We start from the raw sequence: 24,238 nt of genomic DNA on the forward strand, positions 1-24,238 counted from the left end.
TGTCAGTAACCGCCCAGCCGTCGGCGGAAGAACTCCGCTGATAGGTCCTGTGCATGTTGCCGGGTCCGCGGCTCGTCCGAGACGAATTCCAAAGCCGCTCGCTCGAATTCGTCGTCGATGAATTTCTCGATGGGTGCGGGCACCGATCCAGAACCCATTTCCCGAGTGCGCGACTTCAATTCCGTCAATTCGGCGACGGAATCGATGAAGTCGTTGGGCAGCTCGCATTGTTCGAGCAATGTCGGCAAATGCATGGGTGCCACCGCTTTTCCTGGATGCTCGTGCAACCAGCGCAATGCCATGGCCGGACGCAGTGAATAGAACACTTTCTTCAGCGATCCGCTCGATTCGCGCAGCCGCCACTGATTGCGTCCCAGGTGCAGGTAGTGCCGGGCCACCCGGTCGCGATCGGCGACTGCGTCGGCGAGCACCCGCAATTCATCGCGGAATTGCTCGTCGCCGCGGTAGACGATCGGTGACATCAGCCATTCGATCAGCACGGCGTTACCGTTCACCAGCAGCCGCAGTGCCTTGACGAGATCCCAGCCGCTGACATCCAGCAGCCCGACGATCGGCGTCTCGATCACGTCCCGGCCGGGCCACGGCGTCAGATAGTCCGCGATGGGCCGCAGGTAGACGAAACGGCAGTCGTAGTCGGAGTCGGGGGAGGGGAAACCCCAGGCGCGGCTGCCACTCTCGATGGCGAGCAGCACGTCGGCGCGGTGTTCGCGCACGATTCGGTCCAGCTCGCCGTCGATCGTGGCGACCACCGCCGGGTCCATGGAGGCAGGGATCGAACGCAGGGTCATGCCCGCCGACGGTAGTGCCGAGGCCGCCGCTGGTCCAAGGGTTTTCATCGCGGCGAAGCCCCGAGAAATAGGGGCGTGATCGTGGCGTTATAGCGCGGGAATTCGACACGCATATGAACCGGACCACACAAACAATTAGCTGTGACTCGGGTCACAGGTTGTTAACCCCGCGTAACGAGCGCCGAAATGCGGCCGATAGGCTCCATGTCAGATTGTTCGTACGGAATTCCCAGAAGAGGTATTTGCATGATCCCCGTTATCATTGACACCGGTTCCGCTGCCCTCAACGGTCTGCTCAACACCGGCTCGGCCGCTCTGAGTGGAATCCTGAGCACCCTGTGGACCGGTTCCTTCGGCGGCTGATAACTGCCGAGGTCGTATATAGCGACTTCGAAAGCCCGGCCTCGGACTCCGTAGCTCCGACGCCGGGCTTTCGGCTATCTGTGACCGGTGTCTCATCGCCGGATATTCCACACATCGAGCGCGTAATTCGCTGATTGTTAGCCCAAAGTCCGGGCCGCGCGTTCGCTTAGACAGCCCCGCACCCATGCCCTATGTTGGCAAACATTCGGGCACTCGTCCCATGACTTCAGAGCACTGCGGAGTGGTGCGGTCATGGCCGTGCCCAGAGGAGTGTGGAGTGTTTCAGCCCCCGGCCGCCTGGCGGCAAGCTCGAGCCGGCCGAACGCGTCGCGGATGAACATCGAGGAACTGCAGCGCAGTTGGCGACGGGTCGAGCGGGTCGGCGACGAGGCAGTCCAGTACTTCTACGCCCACCTCTTCCTGGCCCACCCGGAAGTCCGGGACATGTTCCCGATCCGGATGACCGGGCAGCGCGAGAAGTTCTTCGCCGCGCTCGGCCGCATCGTCAGCAATGTCGAATCCCTGGCCGCAGACCCGGAATTCGTCGCTCAGCTGGGGCGTGACCACCGCCGCTTCGGTGTGATCAGCGCGCACTACCCGGCTGCGGGCGCCTCCCTGCTGGCCACCCTCGCGCACTTTTCGGGCCCGCGCTGGACCGACGAACTCGCCCAGACCTGGACCGCCGCCTACTACGCGGTCGCCGACATCATGACCGCCGCCGCCGAACAGGCCGCGCACACTCCGGCCTGGTGGGACGCCGAGATCGTCGCCACCGAACGCCGCAGCGTCGACGTCACCGTGCACACCGTGCGCCCCGAGCAGCCCTACCCGTACCAGGCCGGACAGTCACTGGCCGTGGAGATTCCGCAGCGGCCGCGGCTGTGGCGCTACTACTCGCCCGCCAACGCCCCGCGCCCGGACGGCTCCTTCGAACTGCACGTGCAGGTGGTCGACGGCGGCGAGGTCAGCACCGGCTTCGCGCGCAGCGTGCGACCCGGCGACCGGATCAAACTGGGCGCACCGGTCGGCACCGCGTTCGCCATCCCGTCCGACGCCGTGGACAGCCTGCTGCTCATCGCGGGCGGCTCGGGGCTCGCCCCGCTGCGTGCGCTGGCCGATCGCATCGCCCAGGAATCCGCGCACACCACCGTGCCCCGCGTGCACCTGCTGCACGGGGTGCGCACCGCATGGAACCTCTACGACCACGAAGCCCTCACCGCGCTCACCGAACATCCGTGGTTCGGCTACACGCCGGTGGTTTCGGAGGATCCCAGCTTCCACGGGGTGCAGGGCACGGTCGGCGCGGTGGCCGCCCGCGGCCGCGACCTGAGCGGCACCACCGCGCTGGTCTGCGGCTCGCCCGCCATGGTCGCGGCGACGGTCGCGGCGCTGACCACGGCCGGAATGCCGCGCCACGCAATCAGATTCGAGACATTCGGACAGGCGCCGGGTCCGGCCGCCGGTCCGCGCAACATGGACAAGGTGGCGCAATGGACGTGAAACCCGACGACATCACCGCCGTCCGTTTCAAGAATGTGCGCCTGGGCCGCAAGGGATACGACGCCGAGGAGGTCGACCGCTTCCTCGAACAGGTCCACTCCGCCCTGTCGCGGCTGGTGCGCGAGAACCGCAACCTGACCCTCACCAGCAACACCCCCGAACTGGGTCGCCTGCAACGCGAGAACATGCAGCTCGCCGCCAAGAGCGAGGCGCTGCAGATGCAGATGCAGACCATGGCCTCGGCCAGCGAGGTGGCCGAACTGCAGCAGGGACTGGCCAACGCGCACTGGGAGATCGCCCGGCTGCAGGAGGATCTGGAGAAGGACGAGCTCGGCATCAGCAGCCGCGCGGTCACCGTGCTCAACCGGGCGCAGCTCTCCGCCGACGCCATCATCGACCAGGCCGAGCAGCACGCCCGCGAGCTGATGTCGGTGGCGCGCGGACAGCAGCGCGAATTGTTGCAGCGGGCAAGGGAATCCGTGGGTTCCGGCCGTGCCGGCGCATTCGTCGACCCGCAGCTCGAGGATCCGCGACACGAGCAGATGCGCGCCTACTCCGACCTGTTGCGCAGCCAGCTGCGGGCCATGATCCAGACCCTCAACGTCGAGGTGGACAAGCTCGCACTGCTGCCGCTGCCCGCTTCCACCGGCGCCATCTCGGCCGATTCCTACCCGGCCGATCTGCCGATCAGGAACGCGGAACACACACTGCGGCAGTGAATTTCGCGCTGCCGCACCGATCGTCACCATGCCGGTGGGCCGGTGCAAGCCGGTACCGGCCCGCCACAGCCCAGCACGAGAATGTCACGCGAACAAAGGAAGTGGGGATCCGTCACATGGATATCGAAGCGTTGCAGGCAAGTTGGACCCAGGTCGGCGCGGTCGGGCCCGAGGCCGTCGAGTACTTCTACAACCATCTGTTCGAGGCGCACCCCGAAGTGCGGGGCATGTTCGCCGAGGATCTGTCGCCGCAGCGGGAGCGGTTCCTGTCGGGGCTGGCGCGCATCGTCACCAATGTCGAAACCCTCGCCGCCGATCCGTCTTTCGTGCAGCAGCTGGGTGCGCACCATGCCCGCCTCGGCGTCGTCGCCGACCACTATCCGGTGGCGGGCGCCTCGCTGCTCGCCACCCTGGAGCACTTCCTGGGTGACGGGTGGACCCCGGAGCTGGCGCAGACCTGGACCACCGCCTACGGCGCGGTGGCCGAGCTGATGCTGTCCGCGGACGAAGTCGCCGCCTGAGTCGTGCTCACGAGCCGGTCCCGTACCCACGGGACCGGCTCGGGTATTTCCGGGCGGAAGAAAACGACCGACCGGACGCCATTCTCTCGTCCAATGTAAGAACACCAGGTCAGGGCATTGATGGCGATTGCCTACCAGGCGGTAAAGCGTCCGGATTCGAAGCCCATTAAGCTAGCGCCCGTAATTCACTGAATTAGCACCGTCCGGATCCCTTCCTCAGGAGTACCCCACCGTGAGCCAAGCAGGCCTTCCTGTTGTTCTGATCGCCGACAAGCTCGCCCAGTCGACCGTCGACGCGCTGGGCTCCGGCGTCGAGGTTCGCTGGGTCGACGGCCCCAACCGTCCCGAGCTGCTCGCGGCCGTCCCGGAAGCCGATGCGCTGCTGGTTCGTTCGGCCACCACCGTCGACGCCGAGGTGCTCGAAGCGGGCAAGAACCTCAAGATCGTCGCGCGCGCCGGCGTCGGCCTCGACAATGTCGATGTCCCCGCGGCCACCGAGCGCGGCGTGATGGTCGTCAACGCGCCGACCTCCAATATCCACACCGCCGCCGAGCACGCCGTCACCCTGCTGCTGTCCGCGGCCCGCCAGATCCCGGCCGCCGACGCCACCCTGCGCGAGCACACCTGGCAGCGCAGCAAGTTCAACGGTGTCGAGATCTTCGGCAAGACCGTCGGCGTCATCGGCCTGGGCCGCATCGGCCAGCTGTTCGCACAGCGCCTCGCCGCCTTCGAGACCAAGATCGTCGCCTACGACCCCTACACCTCGCCGGCCCGCGCCGCCCAGCTGGGCATCGAGCTGCTGACCCTGGACGAGGTGCTCGAGCGCGCCGACTTCATCTCCATCCACCTGCCCAAGACGCCCGAGACCAAGGGCATGATCAACGCCGACACCCTGGCCAAGACCAAGAAGGGCGTCATCATCGTGAATGCCGCCCGCGGTGGCCTGATCGACGAGCAGGCCCTGGCCGACGCCATCATCTCCGGGCACGTGCGCGGCGCGGGCATCGACGTCTTCGAGACCGAGCCCTCCACCGACAGCCCGCTTTTCGAGCTGCCGCAGGTCGTCGTCACCCCGCACCTGGGCGCCTCCACCGCCGAGGCCCAGGACCGCGCGGGCACCGATGTCGCCAAGTCCGTGAAGCTGGCCCTCGCGGGCGAATTCGTGCCCGGCGCGGTCAACGTCACCGGCGGTGCGGTCAACGAGATCGTCGCCCCGTGGCTCGAGATCGTGCGCAAGCAGGGCGCGCTGCTCGGCGCCCTCGCCAGCGAGCTCCCGGTCAGCCTGGAGGTCCAGGTGCGCGGCGAGCTGTCCTCGGAAGCCGTTGAGGTGCTGGAACTTTCGGCGCTGCGCGGCCTGTTCTCCGCCCTCATCGAGGACTCGGTCACCTTCGTCAACGCGCCGTCGCTGGCCAAGGACCGCGGTATCGAGGCCACCGTCACCACCGTGACCGAGAGCCCCTCGCACCGCAGCCTGGTCGACCTGCGCGCGGTGTTCGGCGACGGTCGCACCCTCAACGTGGCGGGCACCCTCACCGAGCCGCACCAGGTCGAGAAGATCGTCAACATCAACGGCCGCAACTACGACATGCGCGCCGAGGGCCTCAACGTGGCCGTCCTCAACTACGAGGACCGTCCCGGCCAGCTGGGTCGCCTCGCCACCAAGCTGGGTGACGCGGGCATCGACATCCTCGCCGCCCAACTGACCCAGGACCTGGAGGCCGAAGGCGCCACCGTCATCCTGCGCGTCAACAAGGACGTCCCCGCCGAGGTCCAGGCCGAGATCGCCGAGGCGGTCGGCGCGGCCAAGGTCGCCCAGGTCAACCTCGACTAGGCGGTACCCGTTCGGAAATCGCGTCCCCACCCGGCAATTCCGGGTGGGGACGCGGTGTTTTTTCGCGGTGTGCCCAGCGGGCGGCGCGGTTGTGTCCGATTATTAGGGGATGCGGGGTAAGACGCCTCCGACCGAGCCGCTGACCGGGCGTGAGCGGCGAAATCTGCTGCTCGGCACCATGATCGTGGTCGCGGTGCTGAGCATCGGGGCGGTCGCCTGGACGCTGCTCGATCACCGTCCGAATTTCGGACAATCCGGAAATGGTTGCGTCACAGTACAGTTCGCGAGCTCACTCGGAGCCGCCCAGCAACGAGCCTGTGGCACACAGGCTGTCGAGTGGTGCCGGTCCGCCGACACGCAGCCGCCGGCAGTCGCGGGCAAGCTGCGTGAACAATGCCGCATCGCCGGAATTCCGCTCGCGCACTGAGCGTCAGCAGCGGCTTCCCAGCGGGCGAGACGCCGCCCCGTCTCAGTGAATGAGAACTGTTTGCCCTGGTGGAGGGGCTGAACGCGGCACCCGCTATCGTGGCGTCTGGTCCTCCGCTGAGCACACGCGGTGTTCACGGGCGTCACATCCGAACGGAGCATGAATTCATGAAACTGGCTGTCATTCCGGGCGACGGTATCGGTCCCGAGGTCATCGCCGAGGCGCTCAAGGTGCTCGATGTGGTGGTACCCGGCGTCGAGAAGACCGAATACGACCTGGGAGCCAAGCGGTTCCATGCCACCGGCGAGATCCTCCCGGACAATGTGATCCCGGAGCTCAAGCAGCACGACGCCATCCTGCTCGGCGCGATCGGCGACCCGTCGGTGCAGTCCGGCCTGCTCGAGCGCGGCCTGCTGCTGCGCACCCGCTTCGAGCTCGACCACCACGTGAACCTGCGCCCGTCCAAGCTGTACCCGGGCGTCACCAGCCCGCTGGCCGCCAACCCGGACATCGACTTCGTGGTGGTGCGCGAGGGCACCGAGGGCCCGTACACCGGGACCGGCGGCGCGATCCGCGTCGGCACCCCGCACGAGGTGGCCACCGAGGTCTCCACCAACACCCGCTTCGGCGTCGAGCGCGTGGTCCGCTACGCCTTCGAGGCCGCGCGCAAGCGCCGCAAGCACCTGACCCTGGTGCACAAGAACAATGTGCTGGCCTTCGCCGGTTCGCTGTGGTCGCGCACGGTCGCCGAGGTGGCCACCGAATACCCGGACATCGAAACCGCCTACCAGCACATCGATGCCGCGACCATCCACATGGTGACCGATCCGGGCCGCTTCGACGTGATCGTCACCGACAACCTGTTCGGCGACATCATCACCGACCTGGCCGCCGCCGTCTCCGGTGGAATCGGCCTGGCCGCCTCCGGCAATATCGATGCCTCCGGCGTGAATCCGTCGATGTTCGAGCCCGTGCACGGTTCGGCTCCGGATATCGCCGGTCAGTCCAAGGCCGATCCGACCGCCGCGATTCTCTCGGTGGCGTTGCTGCTGAACCATCTCGGCAAGTCCGACGAGGCCGCGCGCATCGAGACCGCCGTCGCCAAGGACCTCGAGACCCGCTCCGGCGCGGCCTCGACGGTGGCCGTCGGTGATCGGATTGCCGCCTCGCTCTGAGGAATTCGGTTGCAGCTTCAACTCAATTCGAGTCAAGCCCCCATTCCCCGCAGTATGCGGGAGTGGGGGCTTGCTCGTTTTCGCGCCGGATATCGAGGCCGACAACGGGATTCGACCCGTGACACGCCGTCCGCAGGATCGAAATCCGACTGCTTCACATCGTTCTACCGTTCGCTGCGATATGCCCGAAATGCGATCCTGAGAGGCGATTCGCTGAAACCTACTGGGGCAGTGAGGCATATCGCACTTTTGCATTCGTATGCGAAAACGTAACGGGCGCAGGTCTTCCGGATTTGCCGGATATCCGCGCAGCGGACGGGCCACGCGTCCGGCGAGCGGTCGCGTGGCCCGAAACAGGTGGTTGTGGTCAGCGGGAAACCCTGGGGACCAAGGGGACTGCCGCCAGCGCCATCACCGCCGCCAGCGCGTAGGTGATCGGAAAACCCGACACCGTGATCAACGCGCCGAAGGCCGGAGCGATCACCGCCGACGCCAGATTCTGGCCCGTGTTCTGGATACCCAGCCCGCGACCCGACCAGTAGGGCCCGGCGATCTCGGCCACCGCGGTGAAGGCCAGGCCGTTGTCGGCGACGGTGATGACCGAGGCCGCGATCAGGATCGGGATGGCCGCCCACCACCAGTGCGCCCACGCCGCTACGGCCAAGGCGGACATGGAGATAACCGCCGCGATCGCCACCGTGCGCAGCGGCCGCAACCGGCTGCCGACCCGGTCGGACCACATGCCCGCGCCGATTCGCCCGGCCGCGCCCAGGATCTGGGCTCCGGTCACCAGCGCGCCCGCCGCCCCCAGCGACAGCCCGACGTCCCGGTGCAGCCACAGCAGTCCGAAGGTCCAGATGGTGGCCTGCGGGATCACCAGCAGAATGGAGACCCCGTGGATGCGCCACAGCGTGCTGTCGCCCCGGTAGGGATTGGCGGGACGCCCTGTGGCCCCGGAGGATTCGGGTCGCGGCGGATCCACAATGCCGAACAGGCAGCCGATCGCGGCGGCGCCCGCCATCACCGCGGGCACCAGCACGGCGGTCGAGAAGCCGTGTGCCGCAGCCACAGCCGGGATGGTCAGCGCGCCGATGGCGACGCCCAGCGGCTGCGCGGTCTGCCGGATTCCCATCGCCAGGCCGCGTTGCTCGGGCGGGAACCAGCCCACGATGACCCGCCCGCTGGCCCCGTTGGTGCTGGCCGCGCCGACGCCGCCGAGGAACAGCAATGCCCCCAGCGCAACGTAGTTGGTGACGGTGGCCGCCGCGACGCCCGCCACCAGCATCAGTCCGGGACCGGCCACCAGCACCCGATGCTCGCCCACGTGGTCGACGATCCAGCCCCACGCGATCAGCGTGCAGACCAGGCCGATGGTGGGCATCGCGACCAGCAGACCCGCGGTGGACAGCGACATTCCGCGCTGGGTCAGCGCGGGCAGCAGGAAGGCGGTGCCGTGCACCAGGACCGCGCTCGAGCTCTGTGCGAAGACGCCGAGCCCCAGCATGGACCACCGTTTCGCCGCGCCTATCTCCGTCACGGTGGTCATGGCCATCACCTACAATCTCAGTATGTGGAATCAGAGTCTTACACTCTGAGCAACGGGTCTCAGGTTACACCTGATGCGCAATGTGATTTCCGGGGCGAGCTGTCTGTTTGCTCACATCTCCGCACTGATCTTGATAGCCTGCTGGCATATCCGAGTTGCCTTGCGTATAAGGGCTTTCCACATTCCGTCCGGGGTGATGCGGGGTGAGATGCCACGGGCGTGGCCGACGGCGTGTCGCGAGCGGCGGGCGCGGGCCCCGTTCGCCCCGCCCGTTCCCGGTCGGGCGCGTTCGGGCAGGTCGAAGCCGGTCGATAGGATGCCAGCCATGCGCCTAGGTCGAGTTGCCAGCCCAGATGGAGTCGCTTTCGTCAGCGTCGAAGGAGACGGAAGCGACGCCGTCGTCCGTGAAATCGCCGAACATCCGTTCGGCACCCCGACCTTCACCGGTCGCAGCTGGCCGCTCGCCGATGTGCGCCTGCTGGCCCCGATCCTGGCCAGCAAGGTGATCTGCATCGGCAAGAACTACGCCGCGCACGCCGAGGAAATGGGCGGCCCGGCCCCCGCCGACCCGGTCATCTTCATGAAGCCGAGCACCTCGATCCAGAGCCCCAACGCCCCGATCATCCTGCCGCCCAGCTCTTCTCAGGTGGACTACGAGGGCGAACTCGCCATCGTCATCGGCCGCCCCTGCAAGGACATTCCCGCCGCCCGCGCCAGCGAGGTGATCCTGGGCTACACCGTCGCCAACGACGTCACCGCCCGCGATCAGCAGCGCCACGACGGGCAGTGGACCCGCGCCAAGGGCTACGACACCTTCTGCCCGCTGGGCCCGTGGATCGAGACCTCGCTGGACCCTTCGGATCTGGAGATCGTCACCGAGGTCGACGGCGTGGTGAAGCAACGCAGCCGTACTTCACTTCTGCTGCACGATATTCCGAAGCTGATCGAGTGGGTCACCACCGTAATGACCTTGCTCCCTGGTGATGTCATCCTCACCGGCACTCCCGAGGGCGTCGGCCCGCTGCAGGCCGGTCAGAACGTGTCGGTGACCGTTTCCGGTATCGGCACCCTCACCAATCCCGTTGCCGCCAAGCGCTGATCGAGAGAGAGCTATGACTGACGTCCGGGTCCGATTCTGCCCGTCACCCACCGGCACACCGCATGTCGGCCTGGTCCGCACCGCCCTGTTCAACTGGGCGTACGCGCGCCACCACGGCGGCACCTTCGTCTTCCGCATCGAAGACACCGACGCCGCACGCGATTCCGAGGAGTCCTACGCGGCCATCCTCGACGCGCTGCGCTGGATGGGCCTCACCTGGGACGAGGGCCCCGAAGTGGGCGGACCCTATGCGCCATACCGGCAGTCGCAGCGCCGTGACCTTCATCTCGATGTGGTGCAGCGGCTGCTGGCCGCCGGTGAGGCCTACGAATCCTTCTCCACCCCTGAGGAAGTCGAGGCCCGTCACCAGGCCGCCGGGCGCGACCCCAAGCTGGGCTACGACAACTTCGACCGCGACCTGACCGATGAGCAGATCGCGGCCTACAAGGCCGAGGGCCGGCCCGCGGTGATCCGGCTGCGGATGCCCGACGCCGACCTCACCTGGGTCGACCTGGTGCGCGGCGAGACCACCTTCCGGGCCGGTGTGGTTCCCGACTTCGCGCTCACCCGCGGCAATGGCGATCCGCTCTATACGCTGGTTAACCCGGTCGACGACGCCCTCATGAAGATCACCCATGTTTTGCGCGGCGAGGATTTGCTGTCCTCCACGCCGCGACAGCTGGCGCTCTACGAGTCGCTGAAACGGATCGGCGTCGCGGAGTTCACCCCGGAGTTCGGGCACCTGCCGTTCGTCATGGGTCAGGGCAACAAGAAGTTGTCCAAGCGCGATCCGGAGTCCAATCTCTTCCTGCATCGCGACCGCGGCTTCATTCCGGAAGGTTTGCTGAATTATCTGGCGCTGCTCGGCTGGAGCATCGCGGATGATCATGACCTCTTCTCCATGTCGGAGATGGTCGCGGCCTTCGATATTTCGAAAGTCAATTCGAATCCGGCGCGTTTCGATCAGAAGAAGGCGGACGCTCTCAACGCCGAACATATTCGGTCGCTGACCCCCGGTGATTTTGCTCACCGGCTGCGTGAGTACCTCACCGGACACGGACATATCGGCGCGGAGATCGACGAGAAGCTGTTCGAAACGGCGGCCGATCTCGTGCAGACGCGCATCGTGGTGCTGGGTGACGCGTGGGATCTGCTGAAGTTCCTGTTCATCCGGCCCGAGGATTTCAAGATCGATCAGGCCGCCAAGGAAAAGAATCTCGGCGCCGACGCGGGCCCGGTACTCGACGCCACGATAAAGACCCTCGAAGGCGTTTCGGAGTGGTCCGCGACCGCGCTCGAGGAAGCGCTGAAAACCGCGCTCATCGACGAGTTGGGGCTCAAGCCGCGTAAAGCCTTCGCGCCCGTGCGCGTCGCGGTGACCGGATCGCACATCAGCCCGCCGCTCTACGAGTCGCTGGAACTGCTGGGCCGCGAGCAGACCATGGCCCGTTTGCGGGCAGCGCGCGCCGAGATCGCCTGAGATCGGCCGTCGGGTCCGCCGGCGATAGTCCGAAATGATGCACAAATCGGCCTCTGACCAGCCGGTTTGTGTATCTTCGGTGGGATGCTGCTAATCTTCTTCTCGGCCGGAAAGCGGTCGGGAGCTTCCCCCCGGAGGAACCCGAAAGCCCAGGTCAATGGGGTATGGTGTAATTGGCAACACAGCTGATTCTGGTTCAGCCATTCTAGGTTCGAGTCCTGGTACCCCAGCTCCGAGAACTCCGGTTCTCGATTTCGAGAAGCCCCGGTGGCGCGAGTCACCGGATTTCTCGTCCTGGTCCCGTCGTCTAGAGGCCTAGGACGCCGCCCTCTCAAGGCGGTAGCGCGGGTTCGAATCCCGTCGGGACTACAACGTGCAGGGCCCCGGTCACAATGTGACCGGGGCCCTTCGCTTTTCGCCTTCGAGCTCTGCTTTCTCAGTCCATGGGAACGGCGGTGGTGCCGCCCTTGGGCATCGCGGGCAGCCCGAGTTTGCGGTGATCCCAGGTGCGGATCCGGTCGGGCACCACGCGCACCGCCACCCGCTTGTTCAGCATCGCCTCCACGAACGGTTTGGCGCCGTCGCTGTAGGGCCCGGTGTAGCGCTCCCAGACGCTGATACCGACCCGGAACAGCGGTTCGGGGTCCTCGATGATCTCCGCGTGACCCTCGATCGAAATACCGCGCAGCTGGTCGTAGGTGTCGCCGGCCTCGAGCATCACGGTGATGCGCGGATCGCGGCGCAGATTCACCGTCTTCTGGGCCTTGGCCTTGGTCTCGAACCAGATCTCGCCGTCGATCACGGCGTACCACATGGCGACCAGATGCGGGCTTCCCGAGGAGCTCACGGTGGCCATGGTGGCGATGCGGCTGCGCTCGATGAATTCGGTGATCTCCTGTTCGGACATCACGATCTGCGCGCGTTGATTGACTCCCATGGGCCGACTCTAGTTTACGGCGTATGAGCGCGGTCACAGTGGTTGTTTGCGGCCGCCTGGATCACATCGCGGCCCGGGTCCGGAAACGACGAAACCCTCGCCGGGGGCGGCGAGGGCGTCATGGGAGGGGTGGGGCGGGGGAGCGTGCGGTGGCCCAGCGGGGCTGCCGTGACGGCTGGGGTCACCCGGGGTCGCCGGACTGCCGGAAAGTCCGGCAGCGGGCCGTCTGGAGGCTCCCGCGATGATCTTCCGGGCGGCTAGAGGCGCTTGTGCAGTGCGTCGGCGGCCGCGACCAGGTCGGCGGCCCAGCGCGCGCCCGGACGGCGGCCCATGCGGTCGATGGGACCCGACACCGACACCGCGGCGATCACGCCACCCGCCGCGTCGCGCACCGGCGCGGACACGCTGGCCACCCCGGCCGCGCGCTCGGCGGCGCTCTGCGCCCAGCCGCGGCGGCGCACCTCGGCCAGCGCCCGCTCGCCGAAGACGGCCTCCGGCAGCACGGTTCGCTGCAGCTCCGGCTCGGACCAGGCCAGCAGCACCTTCGCGGCCGAGCCCGCGGTCAGCGGCATGCGCGCGCCGATCGGCACGGTGTCGCGCAGTCCGGCGGCGGGTTCCATGGCCGCGACGCAGACGCGGGCGTTGCCGTCGCGGCGGTAGAGCTGCACGCTCTCGCCGGTGATCTCGCGCAGGCGCGGCAGGATGGTGGCGGCGGCGTCCAATAGCGGGTCGGTCGCGGTGGTGGCCAGTTCCGACAGGGCCGGGCCCGGACGCCACAGTCCCTGGCTGTCGCGGGCCAGCATGCGATGGACCTCCAGGCCCACGGCCAGGCGATGTGCGGTGGCGCGGGGGAGGCCGGTGCGGGTGCACAGCTCGTTGAGGCCGCAGGGTTGCTCGGCTACGGCGTGCAGGACCGCCATGGCTTTGTCCAGAACACCGATACCGCTATGCTGTCTCATAGAACGATATTAGCGTCTCGCATATTGGGAATTGCAAACCAGCCTCCCAGCGTCGGGCGCGCCCCCCGCGTCACCAGCCCGGGCGCGGGTATGTCAATCGAGAGGTGAGCAGTTATGGCCGACCGGCCACGCACTCTGGCAGAGAAGGTCTGGGACCAGCACGTCGTCGTCCGCGGCGCGGGCGAGGGCGCGAATCGGGAACCCGACCTCATCTACATCGATCTGCACCTGGTGCACGAGGTCACCAGCCCGCAGGCGTTCGACGGCCTGCGTGCGGCGGGGCGCCCGGTGCGCCGGCCCGATCTCACCATCGCCACCGAGGACCACAACGTCCCGACGATCGACATCGACCAGCCGATCGCGGATCCTGTTTCGCGCCTTCAGGTCGAGACCTTGCGTAAGAACTGCGAGGAATTCGGTGTGCGCCTGCACCCGATGGGCGATCTGGACCAGGGCATCGTGCACGTGGTCGGCCCGCAATTGGGCCTGACCCAGCCGGGAACCACGGTGGTGTGCGGTGATTCGCACACCTCGACGCACGGCGCGTTCGGCGCGCTGGCCATGGGCATCGGCACCTCCGAGGTGGAACACGTGATGGCGACGCAGACTTTGTCGCTGCGCCCGTTCCAGACCATGGCCATCAATATCGACGGCACGCTGCCGGACGGCGTCACCTCGAAAGACGTGATCCTGGCCGTGATCGCGCAGATCGGCACCGGCGGCGGCCAGGGCTATGTGCTGGAGTACCGCGGCGAGGCGGTGCGGGCCATGTCCATGGAGGCCCGGATGACCATGTGCAACATGTCGATCGAGGCCGGTGCCCGCGCGGGCATGGTCGCGCCCGACGCGATCACCTACGAGTTCCTGAAGGGCCGCCCGCACGCTCCCGAGGGTGCGGACTGGGATGCCGCGGTGGCGGCCTGGGATGCCCTGAAGACCGATGAGGGCGCGGTTTTCGATGCCGAGGTGCATATCGACGCCTCGGCGCTGACCCCCTTCGTCACCTGGGGAACCAACCCGGGACAGGGTGCGCCGCTGGGCGACTCGGTGCCGGATCCCGAGCAGATCTTCGACGAGAACGAGCGGGCCTCGGCCGAAAAGGCGCTGCAGTACATGGACCTGACGCCGGGGACGCCGCTGCGTGAGGTCAGCGTCGACACCGTTTTCGTCGGTTCGTGCACCAATGGCCGGATCGAGGATCTGCGCGCGGTGGCCGATGTCCTGAAGGGGCGCAAGGTCGCCGACAGTGTTCGCATGCTGATCGTGCCGGGTTCGATGCGGGTGCGGGTGCAGGCGGAGAACGAGGGGCTGGGCGAGATTTTCACCGCGGCGGGCGCGGAATGGCGGCAGGCGGGCTGTTCGATGTGCCTGGGAATGAACCCCGATCAGCTTTCTCCGGGCCAGCGTTGCGCCTCCACCTCGAACCGGAACTTCGAAGGGCGACAGGGCAAGGGCGGTCGCACGCATCTGGTTTCGCCGCTGGTCGCGGCGGCCACCGCGGTGCGCGGAACCCTGTCCTCACCTGCGGATCTGAACTGACCGCAGCCCTTGCGGCGGCCCAGATGCCGTCGCACACACCAGACTCAGGAGATTGACGATGGAAGCCTTCAAGGTTCACAAGGGGATCGGTGTTCCGTTCCGCCGATCCAATGTCGACACCGACCAGATCATCCCGGCGGTGTATCTGAAGCGCGTTACCCGAACGGGTTTCGAGGATGGACTGTTCGCCGCGTGGCGCACGGATCCGAACTTCATTCTGAACATCGAGCCCTTCAACCGGGCCAGTGTGCTGGTCGCGGGTCCGGATTTCGGCACCGGATCCTCACGTGAGCACGCTGTTTGGGCGCTGAAGGACTACGGGTTCCGGGTGGTGATCTCTTCCCGCTTCGCCGACATCTTCCGTGGAAACGCCGGTAAGGACGGGCTTCTGACGGCTCGGATGGCGCAGAGCGATGTGGAATTGCTCTGGAAGTTGCTCGAGGAACAGCCGGGTTTGGAATTGGCGGTGGACCTCGAGACACGAACCGTGTCGGCCGGAACGGTCGTGTTGCCGTTCGATATTGACGACTACACGCGGTGGCGGCTGCTGGAAGGGCTGGACGACATCGGCCTCACTCTGCGGCACAGCGACGAGATCAGCCAGTTCGAAAACGCAAGGCCGACTTGGAAACCCGCTACCATTCCGGCCCGTATTTCGCAGACGTAATCATTGATGGGCGTTAGCTGAACACCCTCAAACCAGGTAGCTGGGCGTGTGCCATGTCTCATCAAAATAGGCGTGGCACATAGACTCTTGCCCGCAAAGGGTTTACCGTGGTACCTAGTCGGTCCGACGACGGGCCATTAGTCTGCGGAGGATTCAATGAACAAGGCGGAACTGATCGATGTTCTGACCGAGAAGTTGGGTACTGACAGGCGCACCGCTACTGCTGCAGTCGAGCAGATGGTCGACACGATCGTGCGTGCTGTGAACAAAGGTCAGAGCGTCACCATCACGGGATTCGGTGTGTTCGAACAGCGTAAGCGGGCGGCGCGTGTCGCTCGTAACCCGCGCACCGGCGAAACCGTCAAGGTGAAGCCGACTTCGGTGCCCGCCTTCCGTCCGGGTGCTCAGTTCAAGGCGATCATCGCCGGCAAGCAGAAGATCACCGCTTCCGGCCCGGCCGTGAAACGTGGTGTGGCTGCTCCGGTGTCGGGTAAGACCACCGCGAAGAAGACCACCGCGAAGAAGACCGCGAAGAAGGCGGCCACCAAGGCTCCGGCCAAGACCACCGCCAAGAAGGCGGCGTCGAAGGCTCCCGCCAAGAAGGCCACCGCCAAGAAGACGGTCGTCGCCAAGAAGACCACCACGGCCAAGAAGGCTCCGGCCAAGGCCGCTGCGGTCAAGAAGGCTCCGGCCAAGAAGGCTCCGGCCAAGGCCGCCGCCACCAAGGCCACCACGGCCAAGAAGGCTGCGAAGAAGGCTCCGGCCAAGAAGACCGCTGCCAAGCGCACCGCCCGTCGCTGACGGTAGGCGCAATCCCCGTCCCGTACGGGGTTTGGAGCAGGACGACATGTGAGACGGCCCGGCTATGCCGGGCCGTTTCGCATGTCCGGGGAAGTTTTCCGCTGCGGTGAACGGGGATTGGGCGGGGCGCGTAATGCGTGTGCCGCCAGGGGAACCCGGTGCGGGGCGAATTTCGGCCCCGGAAACCGCTCTGCCCCGGTGGATCCCGGCCCTGACCGGGCGATGTTCCGGAATTCCATTGTGGCCCACCGGGGGAGCGGGCGCGTGGGCTCAGCGGTGGCCGGAGCCGTGGTACGCGAGTGTTTCCGAATGTCAGTGGCGCGGCAGGTCGGTGGGGACCAGCGCCCGGTCCAGATGGTCGGCGGCGACCAGTCGCCCGCGGTACAGCGACAGCACCCAGACGCTGCCCTTGCGATTGCGGGCCGGTGGCAACGTGATTCCGTCCTCGGCGGCCCACCAGTCGAGCAGATCGGGAATCACCTTGCCCTGACTGCAGATCACCCGCACCCGCCCCTCGTCGACGAGATCGCGGGCGCGCTTGCGGGCGGCGTCCGGCGCTGCGTCGTAACCGGTTTCGGAGAACAGCGGCTCGAGTTCGGGTTCGACGCCGAGCGCCGCGGCCAGCGGGGTCACGGTTTGGACACAGCGAACCGGTGGGGCGGAAACGATTTCGGTCGCGCCGAACGCGAGCAGGTTGGGCACCAGCGCGCGAGCCTGTGTGCGACCGGCCTTTTCGAGCGGGCGATCATCGTCGTCACCGGCCCAGCGGTCGCTGCGACCGGCCTTGCCGTGCCGCACCAGCAGCAGGGTGGCGGTATCGGCGGGCTGCCGCAGGAAGTTCCGCACGATGGTGCGGTCCATGGGATACGACAGCGCGTCCATCACGGTGTCGAGGCGACGCCACTCCAGCACGTCGACCTCGAGGTTGGCCTCGAAGGCGCCGTCGACGACGCGGGCCGCCCAGTAGTCCACCCGCTTGAGTTTGCGGTGTCCGGTGACCGGATACGTCACATGGCCGAGATAGCGCCCCAGCGCCGAATTCAGGCCGGTTTCCTCGGCGACCTCGCGGACGGCCGTGATCACCGGTGTCTCACCGGGATCCAGCTTTCCCTTGGGCAGCGACCAGTCGTCGTATTTGGGGCGATGCACCAGGGCGATCTCGATGACGGGCTCCCCGCTCGCCTGATCGGGGACGGAGCGCCACAGCACCGCCCCCGCCGCGAGGATATTGGGGGTGACCCGAGGGTCGGTGAGCGTTGCGGCGGGGGCGTTGCGGTGATGTTTCACTGGCGGTCCGGCCGTCGCAGTCGCATCATGTACTCCTGGTGATCGCGGATCTCCGCGCCGGGTACGTCGGGGTCGGGTTGCGCCTGCCAGTTGCCGTCGGGACGCAGCGTCCAGCAGCGGGTGGCGGGGTCCATGGCGGAGTCGAGCATCTGCCCGAGCTGGCTGGACAGACGCGGATCCTTCACTTGCGCCAGCACTTCCACGCGCCGGTCGAGGTTGCGGTGCATCATGTCGGCGGAGCCGATCCAGTACTGGTCCTGGGCCTGGAAGTGCAGCACCCGCGAATGTTCCAGGTAGCGGCCGAGGATCGAGCGCACCTGGATGTTCTCGCTGAGGCCCGGGACGCCCGGCCGCAGCCCGCAGATGCCGCGCACGACGATCTCCACCGGCACGCCGGCCTGGGAGGCGCGGTAGAGGGCGTCGATGACCTGTTCGTCGACGATGGCGTTGGCCTTCACCCGGATTCGCGCCGCTTCGCCCTGCGCGGCCAGTTCGATCTCGCGTTCGATGCGCTCCACGATGCCCGCGCGCACGCCGATCGGGGCGACGAGCAGGTTGCGGTAGTTGGCTTTTCGCGAATATCCGGTCAGCGAGTTGAACAGGTCGGTGAGGTCCGCGCCGATCTCCGGTGCGGCAGTGAGCAATCCGACGTCCTCGTACAGGCGCGCGGTCTTCGGATTGTAATTGCCGGTGCCGATGTGGCAGTAGCGACGGATGGTGGCCCCCTCGCGCCGCACCACCAGGCAGGTCTTGCAGTGCGTCTTGAGCCCGACCAGGCCGTAGACCACGTGCACGCCCGCCTGCTCCAGTGCGCGAGCCCATTTGATGTTGGCCTGCTCGTCGAAGCGGGCCTTGATCTCGACCAGCGCGACCACCTGCTTGCCCGCCTCGGCCGCGTCGATGAGCGCGTTGACGATGGGGGAGTCACCGGAGGTGCGGTACAGGGTCTGCTTGATGGCCAGCACCTGCGGGTCCGCGGCGGCCTGTTCGATGAAGCGCTGCACGCTGGTGGAGAACGAGTCGTAGGGGTGGTGCACCAGCACGTCGCCCTCGCGCAGCGCCGCGAAAACGTTTCGGGGCGTTTCGCGTTCGCCGAAGGCGGGCGGGGTGGCCGGGACGTAGGGGGCGTCCTTGAGGTGCGGGCGGTCCACGCCGTACACCTGCCACAGGCACGACAGGTCGAGCAGGCCGGGTACCTGGATGACGTCGCCGGGATCGACGTCGAGTTCGCGCAGCAGCAGATCGAGCATGTGCTCGGTCATGTCGTCGGAGACTTCCAGGCGCACCGGGGTGCCGAAGCGGCGGCGCGCCAGTTCGCGTTCGAGAGCCTGCAGCAGGTCCTCGTCGCGGTCCTCCTCGACCTCGAGGTCGGCGTTGCGGGTGATGCGGAACGAATGATGTTCCACCACTTCCATTCCCGGGAACAACTGATCGAGATGAGCGGCGATCAGCTCCTCCATCGGAAGGAACGCGGCGATGGTGGAGCCTTGCGCCCCAGTGGAATCGCGGCGGTCGTTCTCGCGGCCGGGCACGGTGCGGCGCACTCGCACGAAGCGGTCCACATTGTCGGGAACCTTGACCCTGGCGAAGTGTTCGCCGCCGGTCACCGAATCCTTGACCGTCACCGCGAGATTCAGGCTCAGGCCGCTGATGTAGGGGAACGGGTGCGCCGGATCGACGGCCAGCGGGGTCAGCACCGGGAAGACCTGGTCCTGGAAATAGCCGGAGAGGCGCTGCTTCTCGGGCTCGTCGAGTTCGGACCAGCTGATGATCTCGATGCCCTCGGCGGTCAGGGCGGGCAGTACCTGATCGAGGAAGACGTGCGCGTGGCGGCCCGCGATCTCCTGCGTGCGTTCGGCGATCATCTCGAGCTGCGCGCTGGGCGAGAGGCCGTCGGCCGAACGCACCGACAGTCCGGTCTCGGCGCGGCGCTTGAGACCCGCGACGCGCACCATGTAGAACTCGTCGAGGTTCGAGGCGAAGATGGCGAGGAATTTCGCGCGTTCCAGCAGCGGCTGGGAATGGTCCTCGGCGAGCGCGAGGACTCGGGCGTTGAAGTCGAGCCAGCTCAGTTCCCGGTTGACGTACCGGTCGGCGGGCAGCGGCGCTATCGCGGTGGGCGGTGGGGTTGCCGCGGGCGGCGCCGCCGGTAGTTGCGACGATTGCTTGACGGTATCCGTTTCGCTCACTCTCACGATCATTCCTTATGTCGTGGGCGGGGTGCCGATCTGACACCGTCCATTGCAGCGCAGATCACGCCGGGTCAGCACACCGAGGACCCGGCCCTGCGGATTTCTTTGGTTGCTCGACACGCTTGCGACACGCCGATTTCATCCAGGAGTTTGCCGGTGGTGATGCCGACTCCCAGGGCGGCGGCGCGATCGAGGTCGGCGGCGGTGTCCACGTCCTGCCGCAAACCGGGCCATTCGCCCAGCAGTTCCACCGCGCCCGCCGCGATGTGGCGGCGCGCGGAGTCCGGGCCGAAAAGCGGCCGCAGCGGGGCGGATCCGTCCCGCACCAGCAGCGCGACGGTGCCGGTGCCCTCGTGATCGGCGACCAGACAGCGGCGGTGGCGGGCGGCGGCGAGCACCTCGGCCAGTTCGCCCGGGCGCAGTGCGGGCAGATCGGCTTGCAGGGCAAGCAGATCGACCGGGCCGTGCCGACGGCGGACCGCGGCGGCCCCGGCGGCGAGCGCGGCATTGAGGCCGCCCGCGGCCGGGCCCTCGGGTTCGGGCTGCACGTGGGCGCCGAGTCCGCTGATCACCTCGGTGACGATCGGGTCGGGGGTGACCACGGTGACCGAGCCGATGCCGGGGGTGGCGGCCGCGGCGGTCACGGTGTCGGCCAGCATGGCCAGCACCAGCCGGGGTCGATCCCGGGGATGCAATCGATCTGCCAGGCGACTCTTGGCCAGCCCGAGATTCTTCACCGCTATCACGGCGTGCACTGTGTTCACTTTGCCCTCCGCTCCTCCGCGTCGGTTCCGGTCCTGTCAGACCGGAACCGTGGGCGGGCCGCGAATATTGCGTGGTCGGTGCACCCGGGCGCGCACATGTCCGAATCTTCCCACTCGTTCGTGACGGGCGTGTGATCGGAGTCGAATTTCCCGCTCTCGCCGCGCACCCCGATCCACCGTCGCGGGCGCGCATATATTTGACGGATGGCTAGGGCAGCGGTGTTGGGAGCGGGGTCGTGGGGGACCGCGTTCGCGAAGGTGTTGGCGGAGGCGGGAACCGAGGTCACCATGTGGGCTCGGCGGCCCGAGGTGGCGAAGGTGTTGGCGACCGAGCACCGCAATCCCTGGTATCTGCCGGAGGTGGCGTTACCCCCGATCGCCGCCACCGACGATCCCGCGATCGCGCTGCGGGACGCGGACATCGTGGTGCTGGCGGTGCCGTCGCAGTCGTTGCGCGCCAATCTCGCCGAGTGGAAGGACATCATCCCCGGTGATGCCACGCTGCTGAGTCTGGCCAAGGGCATCGAGACCGGCACCCTGCTGCGGATGAGTCAGGTGATCGCGGAAGTCAGTGGCGCGGACCCGAGCCGGGTCGCGGTGCTCTCGGGCCCGAACCTCTCGCACGAGATCGCGGCGGGTCAGCCCGCCGCGACCGTGATCGCGTGCACCGATATGGCGCGTGCCGAGGCGGTGCAGCAGGCGAGCGCCACCGGATACTTCCGGCCGTACACCAATTCCGATGTGATCGGCTGCGAGATCGGCGGGGCCTGCAAGAACGTCATCGCGCTCGCCTGCGGCATCGCGTCGGGAATGGGCTTGGGCGACAACTCGATCGCCACCCTCATCACCCGCGGGCTGGCCGAGATCATCCGGCTGGGCGTGGCGCTGGGCGCCAATCCGGTGACCCTGGCGGGCCTGGCGGGCGTGGGGGATCTGGTGGCCACCTGCACCTCGCCGCTGTCGCGCAACCGGTCCTTCGGGCACGCGCTGGGTGCGGGCGGCACCATGGAGTCCGCGCTGGGCGCGACTCATGGCCAGGTGGTGGAGGGTGTGAAGTCCTGCACATCGGTGCGGGCGCTGGCCGCGGCGCACGGGGTGGAGATGCCGTTGACCAATGCGGTGCACCAGGTTTGCCACGAGGGACTCTCCGCCGCCGAGGCGGTCGGGCTGTTGCAGGGCAGGCGTCTGAAGTCGGAATGAGCCGCCCCGCGCGGGGCCGACCGCGTAACACGGGTGCCATCTGCCACCGGGTACGGTTCCGGGCATGACCAACAGGACCAGGGTGGCGGTGGTGTTCGGCGGCCGCAGCAACGAGCACGGGGTGTCGTGCGTATCGGCCCGAACCGTGCTGGGCAGCCTCGATCCCGAACGCTACGAGCCGGTTCCGATCGGCATCACCCGCGCGGGCGCCTGGGTGCTCGGGGACGCCGACCCGCGTGCGCTGAGCACGCAGGACCGCGCGCTGCCTTCGGTCGACGCGGCGGGCACCGCGCTGGCGCTGACCGCGGACCCGTCGCGGGCCGGGGCCCTGGTTCGGCTGGACGGCGCCGAAACGGTGCTCGGCAGTGTGGATGTGGTGTTCCCGGTGCTGCACGGGGCGTTCGGTGAGGACGGCACCCTGCAGGGTCTGCTGGAGCTGGCGGAGCTGCCCTACGTGGGTCCCGGCGTGCTGGCCAGCGCGGCCGGCATGGACAAGGAGTTCACCAAGAAACTCCTTGCGGCCGAAGGACTTCCGATCGGCATGCAGGTGGTGCTGCGACCGGGTGTGGCCACCGTGGCCGACGCCGACCGGGAGCGCCTCGCACTGCCGGTGTTCGTCAAGCCCGCGCGCGGCGGTTCCTCCATCGGCATCACCAAGGTGGACGGCTGGGATGAGCTGGACGCCGCCATCGCCGTTGCGCGCCAACATGATCCGAAGGTGATCGTGGAGGCCGGGATCGTGGGCCGCGAAGTCGAGTGCGGCGTACTGGAATTCCCGGACGGCCGGGTGGAAGCCAGTGTGGTGGCGGAGATCCGGATGCCGGAGGAGGCCACCGAGGGCCCCGACTTCTATGACTTCGACACCAAGTACCTCGACGACGTCTGCGAATTCGACGTCCCCGCCAAGCTGGACGACGATGTGTCGCAACAGATCCGGGAGCTCGCGGTGCGCGCGTTCCGGGCACTGGACTGCCAGGGCCTGGCCCGCGTCGATTTCTTCGTCACCGCCGACGGCCCGGTCATCAACGAGATCAACACCATGCCCGGGTTCACCGCCATCTCGATGTACCCGCGCATGTGGGAGGCGACCGGCATCGACAACAGGACGCTGGTGAGCACGCTGATCGAGACGGCCATCGCGCGCGGCACCGGCCTGCGCTGAGCTTCGCCGCACCGGCCAGCTTCGCGCCGACGGCCCGGCTCATCATTTCGGATGATGGGCCGGGCGTTGCGATCCGTCCCGGGTCTGACGGCGCGGCAGTGTCACCGGCGTAATCTCGATGACGTGCTGATGGCAATGACGATTCCCGGCCTGGCGCTACTGATCATCGTGGTGGCCTTCGCCGAGGTGGGCTTCCGGAAACTGACCGGGCGCAGTGCGTTGCCGTGGATGCGCGCCGAGGACGGTCGCGGTGCGGCCGCCATCGGGATGGAACAGTTCGACGCGGTCTTCTCCAGCGGCAAGAAACTGGAGTTCGAGCAGCGGCAGTCGGTGCTCATGCACCGCGAGAATCCGGGCGACGGCACCGACGGTGTCGATGTCGATCTCACCAAGGGCACCGTGCGGCTGCCCCGCAACAGCGAGTCCTAGCCGCCCCGCAAGATATATCTGTCAGTTCGGGATCGGGCCCGGGTCGAGCGGCTGCTGCGGGATCGCCTTGCTGATCGCGTCCGAAACCTCTTGCAGCGGAGTCGGTCCCGCGTTGTCGGGCATGGTCATCGCGATGTAGGTGCCGCGATCCACCGCGTACCAGGTGCCGGAGGTGACGCCGGTGGTCTGGTCGCGGACCTCGAACCAGTTGACCCCGTTGACCACCTGCAGCGGTGAGGCCTTGGTGAATTCCAGCGGCCGGTCCAGTCCGCAGCGCACCACGATGGGGTCGCCGCCGTCGGGCAGCTGCCAAGCCTTGGTGGCGGTCGGTGCGGGCGCGACCAGATCCGAGGTCGTGTAATCGCCGATCGTGGCGGGCAGTTCGGGTTGCAGTGCGGTGCACTGCGGTCCGGTCGCGGTGGGCGCGGGCACCGAGCCCAGCGCGAGGGCGTCGCGGCTGTGATGCCGGTTGGCGAGCACGCCCATCACCAGAATTCCGACGACCAGCGCGACCGGCAGCGCGACCGCGGTCGCGATCAGCGCCGGTGAGCGGCGGACCGTGTAGTCCTCGGCCGGTGCGGTATCCGACCCGGGTGCGGTGTCCGCGGCCTGCGCCGCGTCGTCCGTGGTCGGAGCCGCGGTGGCCTCGGTGTCGGTCTCGTCCGGCCGCGTGGTGGTCGGGTTGCTGCCGTGGGTGTCGTTGCTCATCCGGTCGTCGATCCCCGATCGTGCCGTGCCGGGCGGCGGGTCCCGGCTGCTGGTCGTCGATTGCGGATACGAGGGTACCGTCGTCAGGTCAGCCGTCCGCATCACACTCACCTCGAAGGAGAC

22 protein-coding genes and 2 tRNA genes are annotated in these 24,238 nt (G+C 67.5%); 16 read left to right on the forward strand and 8 right to left on the reverse strand.

The window, feature by feature from the left end; translation table 11 throughout:
• Positions 1-2: 2 nt before the first annotated feature.
• Positions 3-809, reverse strand: coding sequence for a DNA polymerase beta superfamily protein (locus OG300_RS01845; protein ID WP_405491450.1), 807 nt, complete (start codon positions 807-809; stop codon positions 3-5).
• A 696-nt stretch (positions 810-1,505) separates the two neighbouring features.
• Here OG300_RS01845 and OG300_RS01850 point away from each other — a divergent pair.
• From OG300_RS01850 to OG300_RS01875, 6 genes are all read left to right on the forward strand, one after another.
• Positions 1,506-2,672 (forward strand): globin domain-containing protein, encoded by a 1,167-nt coding sequence (locus OG300_RS01850; RefSeq protein ID WP_405491452.1) that lies wholly within the window; start codon positions 1,506-1,508, stop codon positions 2,670-2,672.
• Positions 2,663-3,391: a DivIVA domain-containing protein gene (locus OG300_RS01855; protein ID WP_405491454.1), complete on the forward strand. Its 729-nt coding sequence runs from the start codon at positions 2,663-2,665 to the stop codon at positions 3,389-3,391. The genes OG300_RS01850 and OG300_RS01855 overlap by 10 nt, the downstream gene beginning before the upstream one ends.
• 116 nt (positions 3,392-3,507) lie before the next feature.
• Positions 3,508-3,912, forward strand: a complete 405-nt coding sequence (locus OG300_RS01860; protein ID WP_405491456.1) for a globin domain-containing protein — start codon at positions 3,508-3,510, stop codon at positions 3,910-3,912.
• Positions 3,913-4,144: 232 nt separating this feature from the next.
• Entirely contained in the window at positions 4,145-5,743 is a 1,599-nt protein-coding gene (gene serA / locus OG300_RS01865; protein WP_405491458.1) for a phosphoglycerate dehydrogenase, read from the forward strand.
• Between the two features lie 109 nt (positions 5,744-5,852).
• Positions 5,853-6,170 (forward strand): hypothetical protein, encoded by a 318-nt coding sequence (locus OG300_RS01870; protein ID WP_405491460.1) that lies wholly within the window; start codon positions 5,853-5,855, stop codon positions 6,168-6,170.
• 167 nt (positions 6,171-6,337) lie between these two features.
• Positions 6,338-7,345 (forward strand): 3-isopropylmalate dehydrogenase, encoded by a 1,008-nt coding sequence (locus tag OG300_RS01875; RefSeq protein ID WP_405491462.1) that lies wholly within the window; start codon positions 6,338-6,340, stop codon positions 7,343-7,345.
• Between the two features lie 367 nt (positions 7,346-7,712).
• Here OG300_RS01875 and OG300_RS01880 read toward each other — a convergent pair whose 3' ends face one another.
• Positions 7,713-8,891, reverse strand: a complete 1,179-nt coding sequence (locus OG300_RS01880; RefSeq protein WP_405491464.1) for an MFS transporter — start codon at positions 8,889-8,891, stop codon at positions 7,713-7,715.
• 325 nt (positions 8,892-9,216) lie between these two features.
• Here OG300_RS01880 and OG300_RS01885 point away from each other — a divergent pair, with 325 nt between their 5' ends.
• From OG300_RS01885 to OG300_RS01900, 4 genes are all read left to right on the forward strand, one after another.
• Entirely contained in the window at positions 9,217-9,990 is a 774-nt protein-coding gene (locus OG300_RS01885) for a fumarylacetoacetate hydrolase family protein (RefSeq protein ID WP_405491465.1), read from the forward strand.
• Between the two features lie 13 nt (positions 9,991-10,003).
• Complete coding sequence (gene gltX / locus OG300_RS01890; protein ID WP_405491467.1) at positions 10,004-11,470, forward strand: glutamate--tRNA ligase; 1,467 nt, start codon at positions 10,004-10,006, stop codon at positions 11,468-11,470.
• Between the two features lie 158 nt (positions 11,471-11,628).
• Positions 11,629-11,700: transfer RNA gene (locus OG300_RS01895), tRNA-Gln, on the forward strand.
• Between the two features lie 66 nt (positions 11,701-11,766).
• Positions 11,767-11,839 (forward strand) — tRNA-Glu (locus OG300_RS01900).
• A gap of 67 nt (positions 11,840-11,906) precedes the next feature.
• Here the strand turns inward: OG300_RS01900 and OG300_RS01905 are convergent.
• Entirely contained in the window at positions 11,907-12,407 is a 501-nt protein-coding gene (locus tag OG300_RS01905; protein ID WP_405491469.1) for a pyridoxamine 5'-phosphate oxidase family protein, read from the reverse strand.
• Positions 12,408-12,664: 257 nt separating this feature from the next.
• Positions 12,665-13,366, reverse strand: a complete 702-nt coding sequence (locus tag OG300_RS01910) for an IclR family transcriptional regulator (RefSeq protein WP_405491471.1) — start codon at positions 13,364-13,366, stop codon at positions 12,665-12,667.
• 114 nt (positions 13,367-13,480) lie between these two features.
• On the opposite strand from OG300_RS01910, the gene leuC reads away from it, so the two are divergent.
• The 3 genes from leuC (at position 13,481) to OG300_RS01925 (ending at position 16,373) form a co-directional block, all read left to right on the forward strand.
• The gene (leuC, locus tag OG300_RS01915) at positions 13,481-14,905 is read left to right on the forward strand and encodes a 3-isopropylmalate dehydratase large subunit (protein WP_405491473.1); all 1,425 of its coding nucleotides are present in this window, start codon (positions 13,481-13,483) and stop codon (positions 14,903-14,905) included.
• 58 nt (positions 14,906-14,963) lie between these two features.
• Positions 14,964-15,572 (forward strand): 3-isopropylmalate dehydratase small subunit, encoded by a 609-nt coding sequence (gene leuD / locus OG300_RS01920; protein ID WP_405491475.1) that lies wholly within the window; start codon positions 14,964-14,966, stop codon positions 15,570-15,572.
• 156 nt (positions 15,573-15,728) lie between these two features.
• Positions 15,729-16,373: an HU family DNA-binding protein gene (locus tag OG300_RS01925; protein WP_405491477.1), complete on the forward strand. Its 645-nt coding sequence runs from the start codon at positions 15,729-15,731 to the stop codon at positions 16,371-16,373.
• A 312-nt stretch (positions 16,374-16,685) separates the two neighbouring features.
• Here the strand turns inward: OG300_RS01925 and OG300_RS01930 are convergent, their stop codons facing one another.
• The 3 genes from OG300_RS01930 to cofC form a co-directional block, all read right to left on the reverse strand.
• Positions 16,686-17,660: an NUDIX domain-containing protein gene (locus OG300_RS01930; protein ID WP_405491479.1), complete on the reverse strand. Its 975-nt coding sequence runs from the start codon at positions 17,658-17,660 to the stop codon at positions 16,686-16,688.
• A complete protein-coding gene (locus OG300_RS01935; protein ID WP_405491481.1) occupies positions 17,657-19,861 on the reverse strand; it encodes an RNA degradosome polyphosphate kinase in 2,205 nt (734 codons plus the stop codon). The genes OG300_RS01930 and OG300_RS01935 overlap by 4 nt, the downstream gene beginning before the upstream one ends.
• A 62-nt stretch (positions 19,862-19,923) precedes the next feature.
• On the reverse strand, positions 19,924-20,616 hold the full coding sequence (cofC, locus tag OG300_RS01940; protein WP_405491483.1) for a 2-phospho-L-lactate guanylyltransferase: 693 nt from the start codon (positions 20,614-20,616) through the stop codon (positions 19,924-19,926).
• 204 nt (positions 20,617-20,820) lie between these two features.
• On the opposite strand from cofC, the gene OG300_RS01945 reads away from it, so the two are divergent.
• The 3 genes from OG300_RS01945 to OG300_RS01955 all read left to right on the forward strand — a co-directional run bounded on the left by OG300_RS01945 (position 20,821) and on the right by OG300_RS01955 (position 23,407).
• Positions 20,821-21,816 (forward strand): NAD(P)H-dependent glycerol-3-phosphate dehydrogenase, encoded by a 996-nt coding sequence (locus OG300_RS01945; protein ID WP_405491485.1) that lies wholly within the window; start codon positions 20,821-20,823, stop codon positions 21,814-21,816.
• 64 nt (positions 21,817-21,880) lie between these two features.
• On the forward strand, positions 21,881-22,978 hold the full coding sequence (locus OG300_RS01950; RefSeq protein WP_405491487.1) for a D-alanine--D-alanine ligase family protein: 1,098 nt from the start codon (positions 21,881-21,883) through the stop codon (positions 22,976-22,978).
• Between the two features lie 129 nt (positions 22,979-23,107).
• A complete protein-coding gene (locus OG300_RS01955; protein ID WP_405498876.1) occupies positions 23,108-23,407 on the forward strand; it encodes a DUF6191 domain-containing protein in 300 nt (99 codons plus the stop codon).
• A 21-nt stretch (positions 23,408-23,428) separates the two neighbouring features.
• On the opposite strand, the gene OG300_RS01960 is transcribed toward OG300_RS01955, so the two are convergent.
• Positions 23,429-24,115, reverse strand: a complete 687-nt coding sequence (locus tag OG300_RS01960) for a DUF3515 domain-containing protein (protein ID WP_405491489.1) — start codon at positions 24,113-24,115, stop codon at positions 23,429-23,431.
• Positions 24,116-24,238: the final 123 nt, after the last annotated feature.

The sequence above is a fragment of the Nocardia sp. NBC_00511 genome, assembly GCF_045161165.1.
Classification (GTDB): Bacteria; Actinomycetota; Actinomycetes; order Mycobacteriales; family Mycobacteriaceae; genus Nocardia.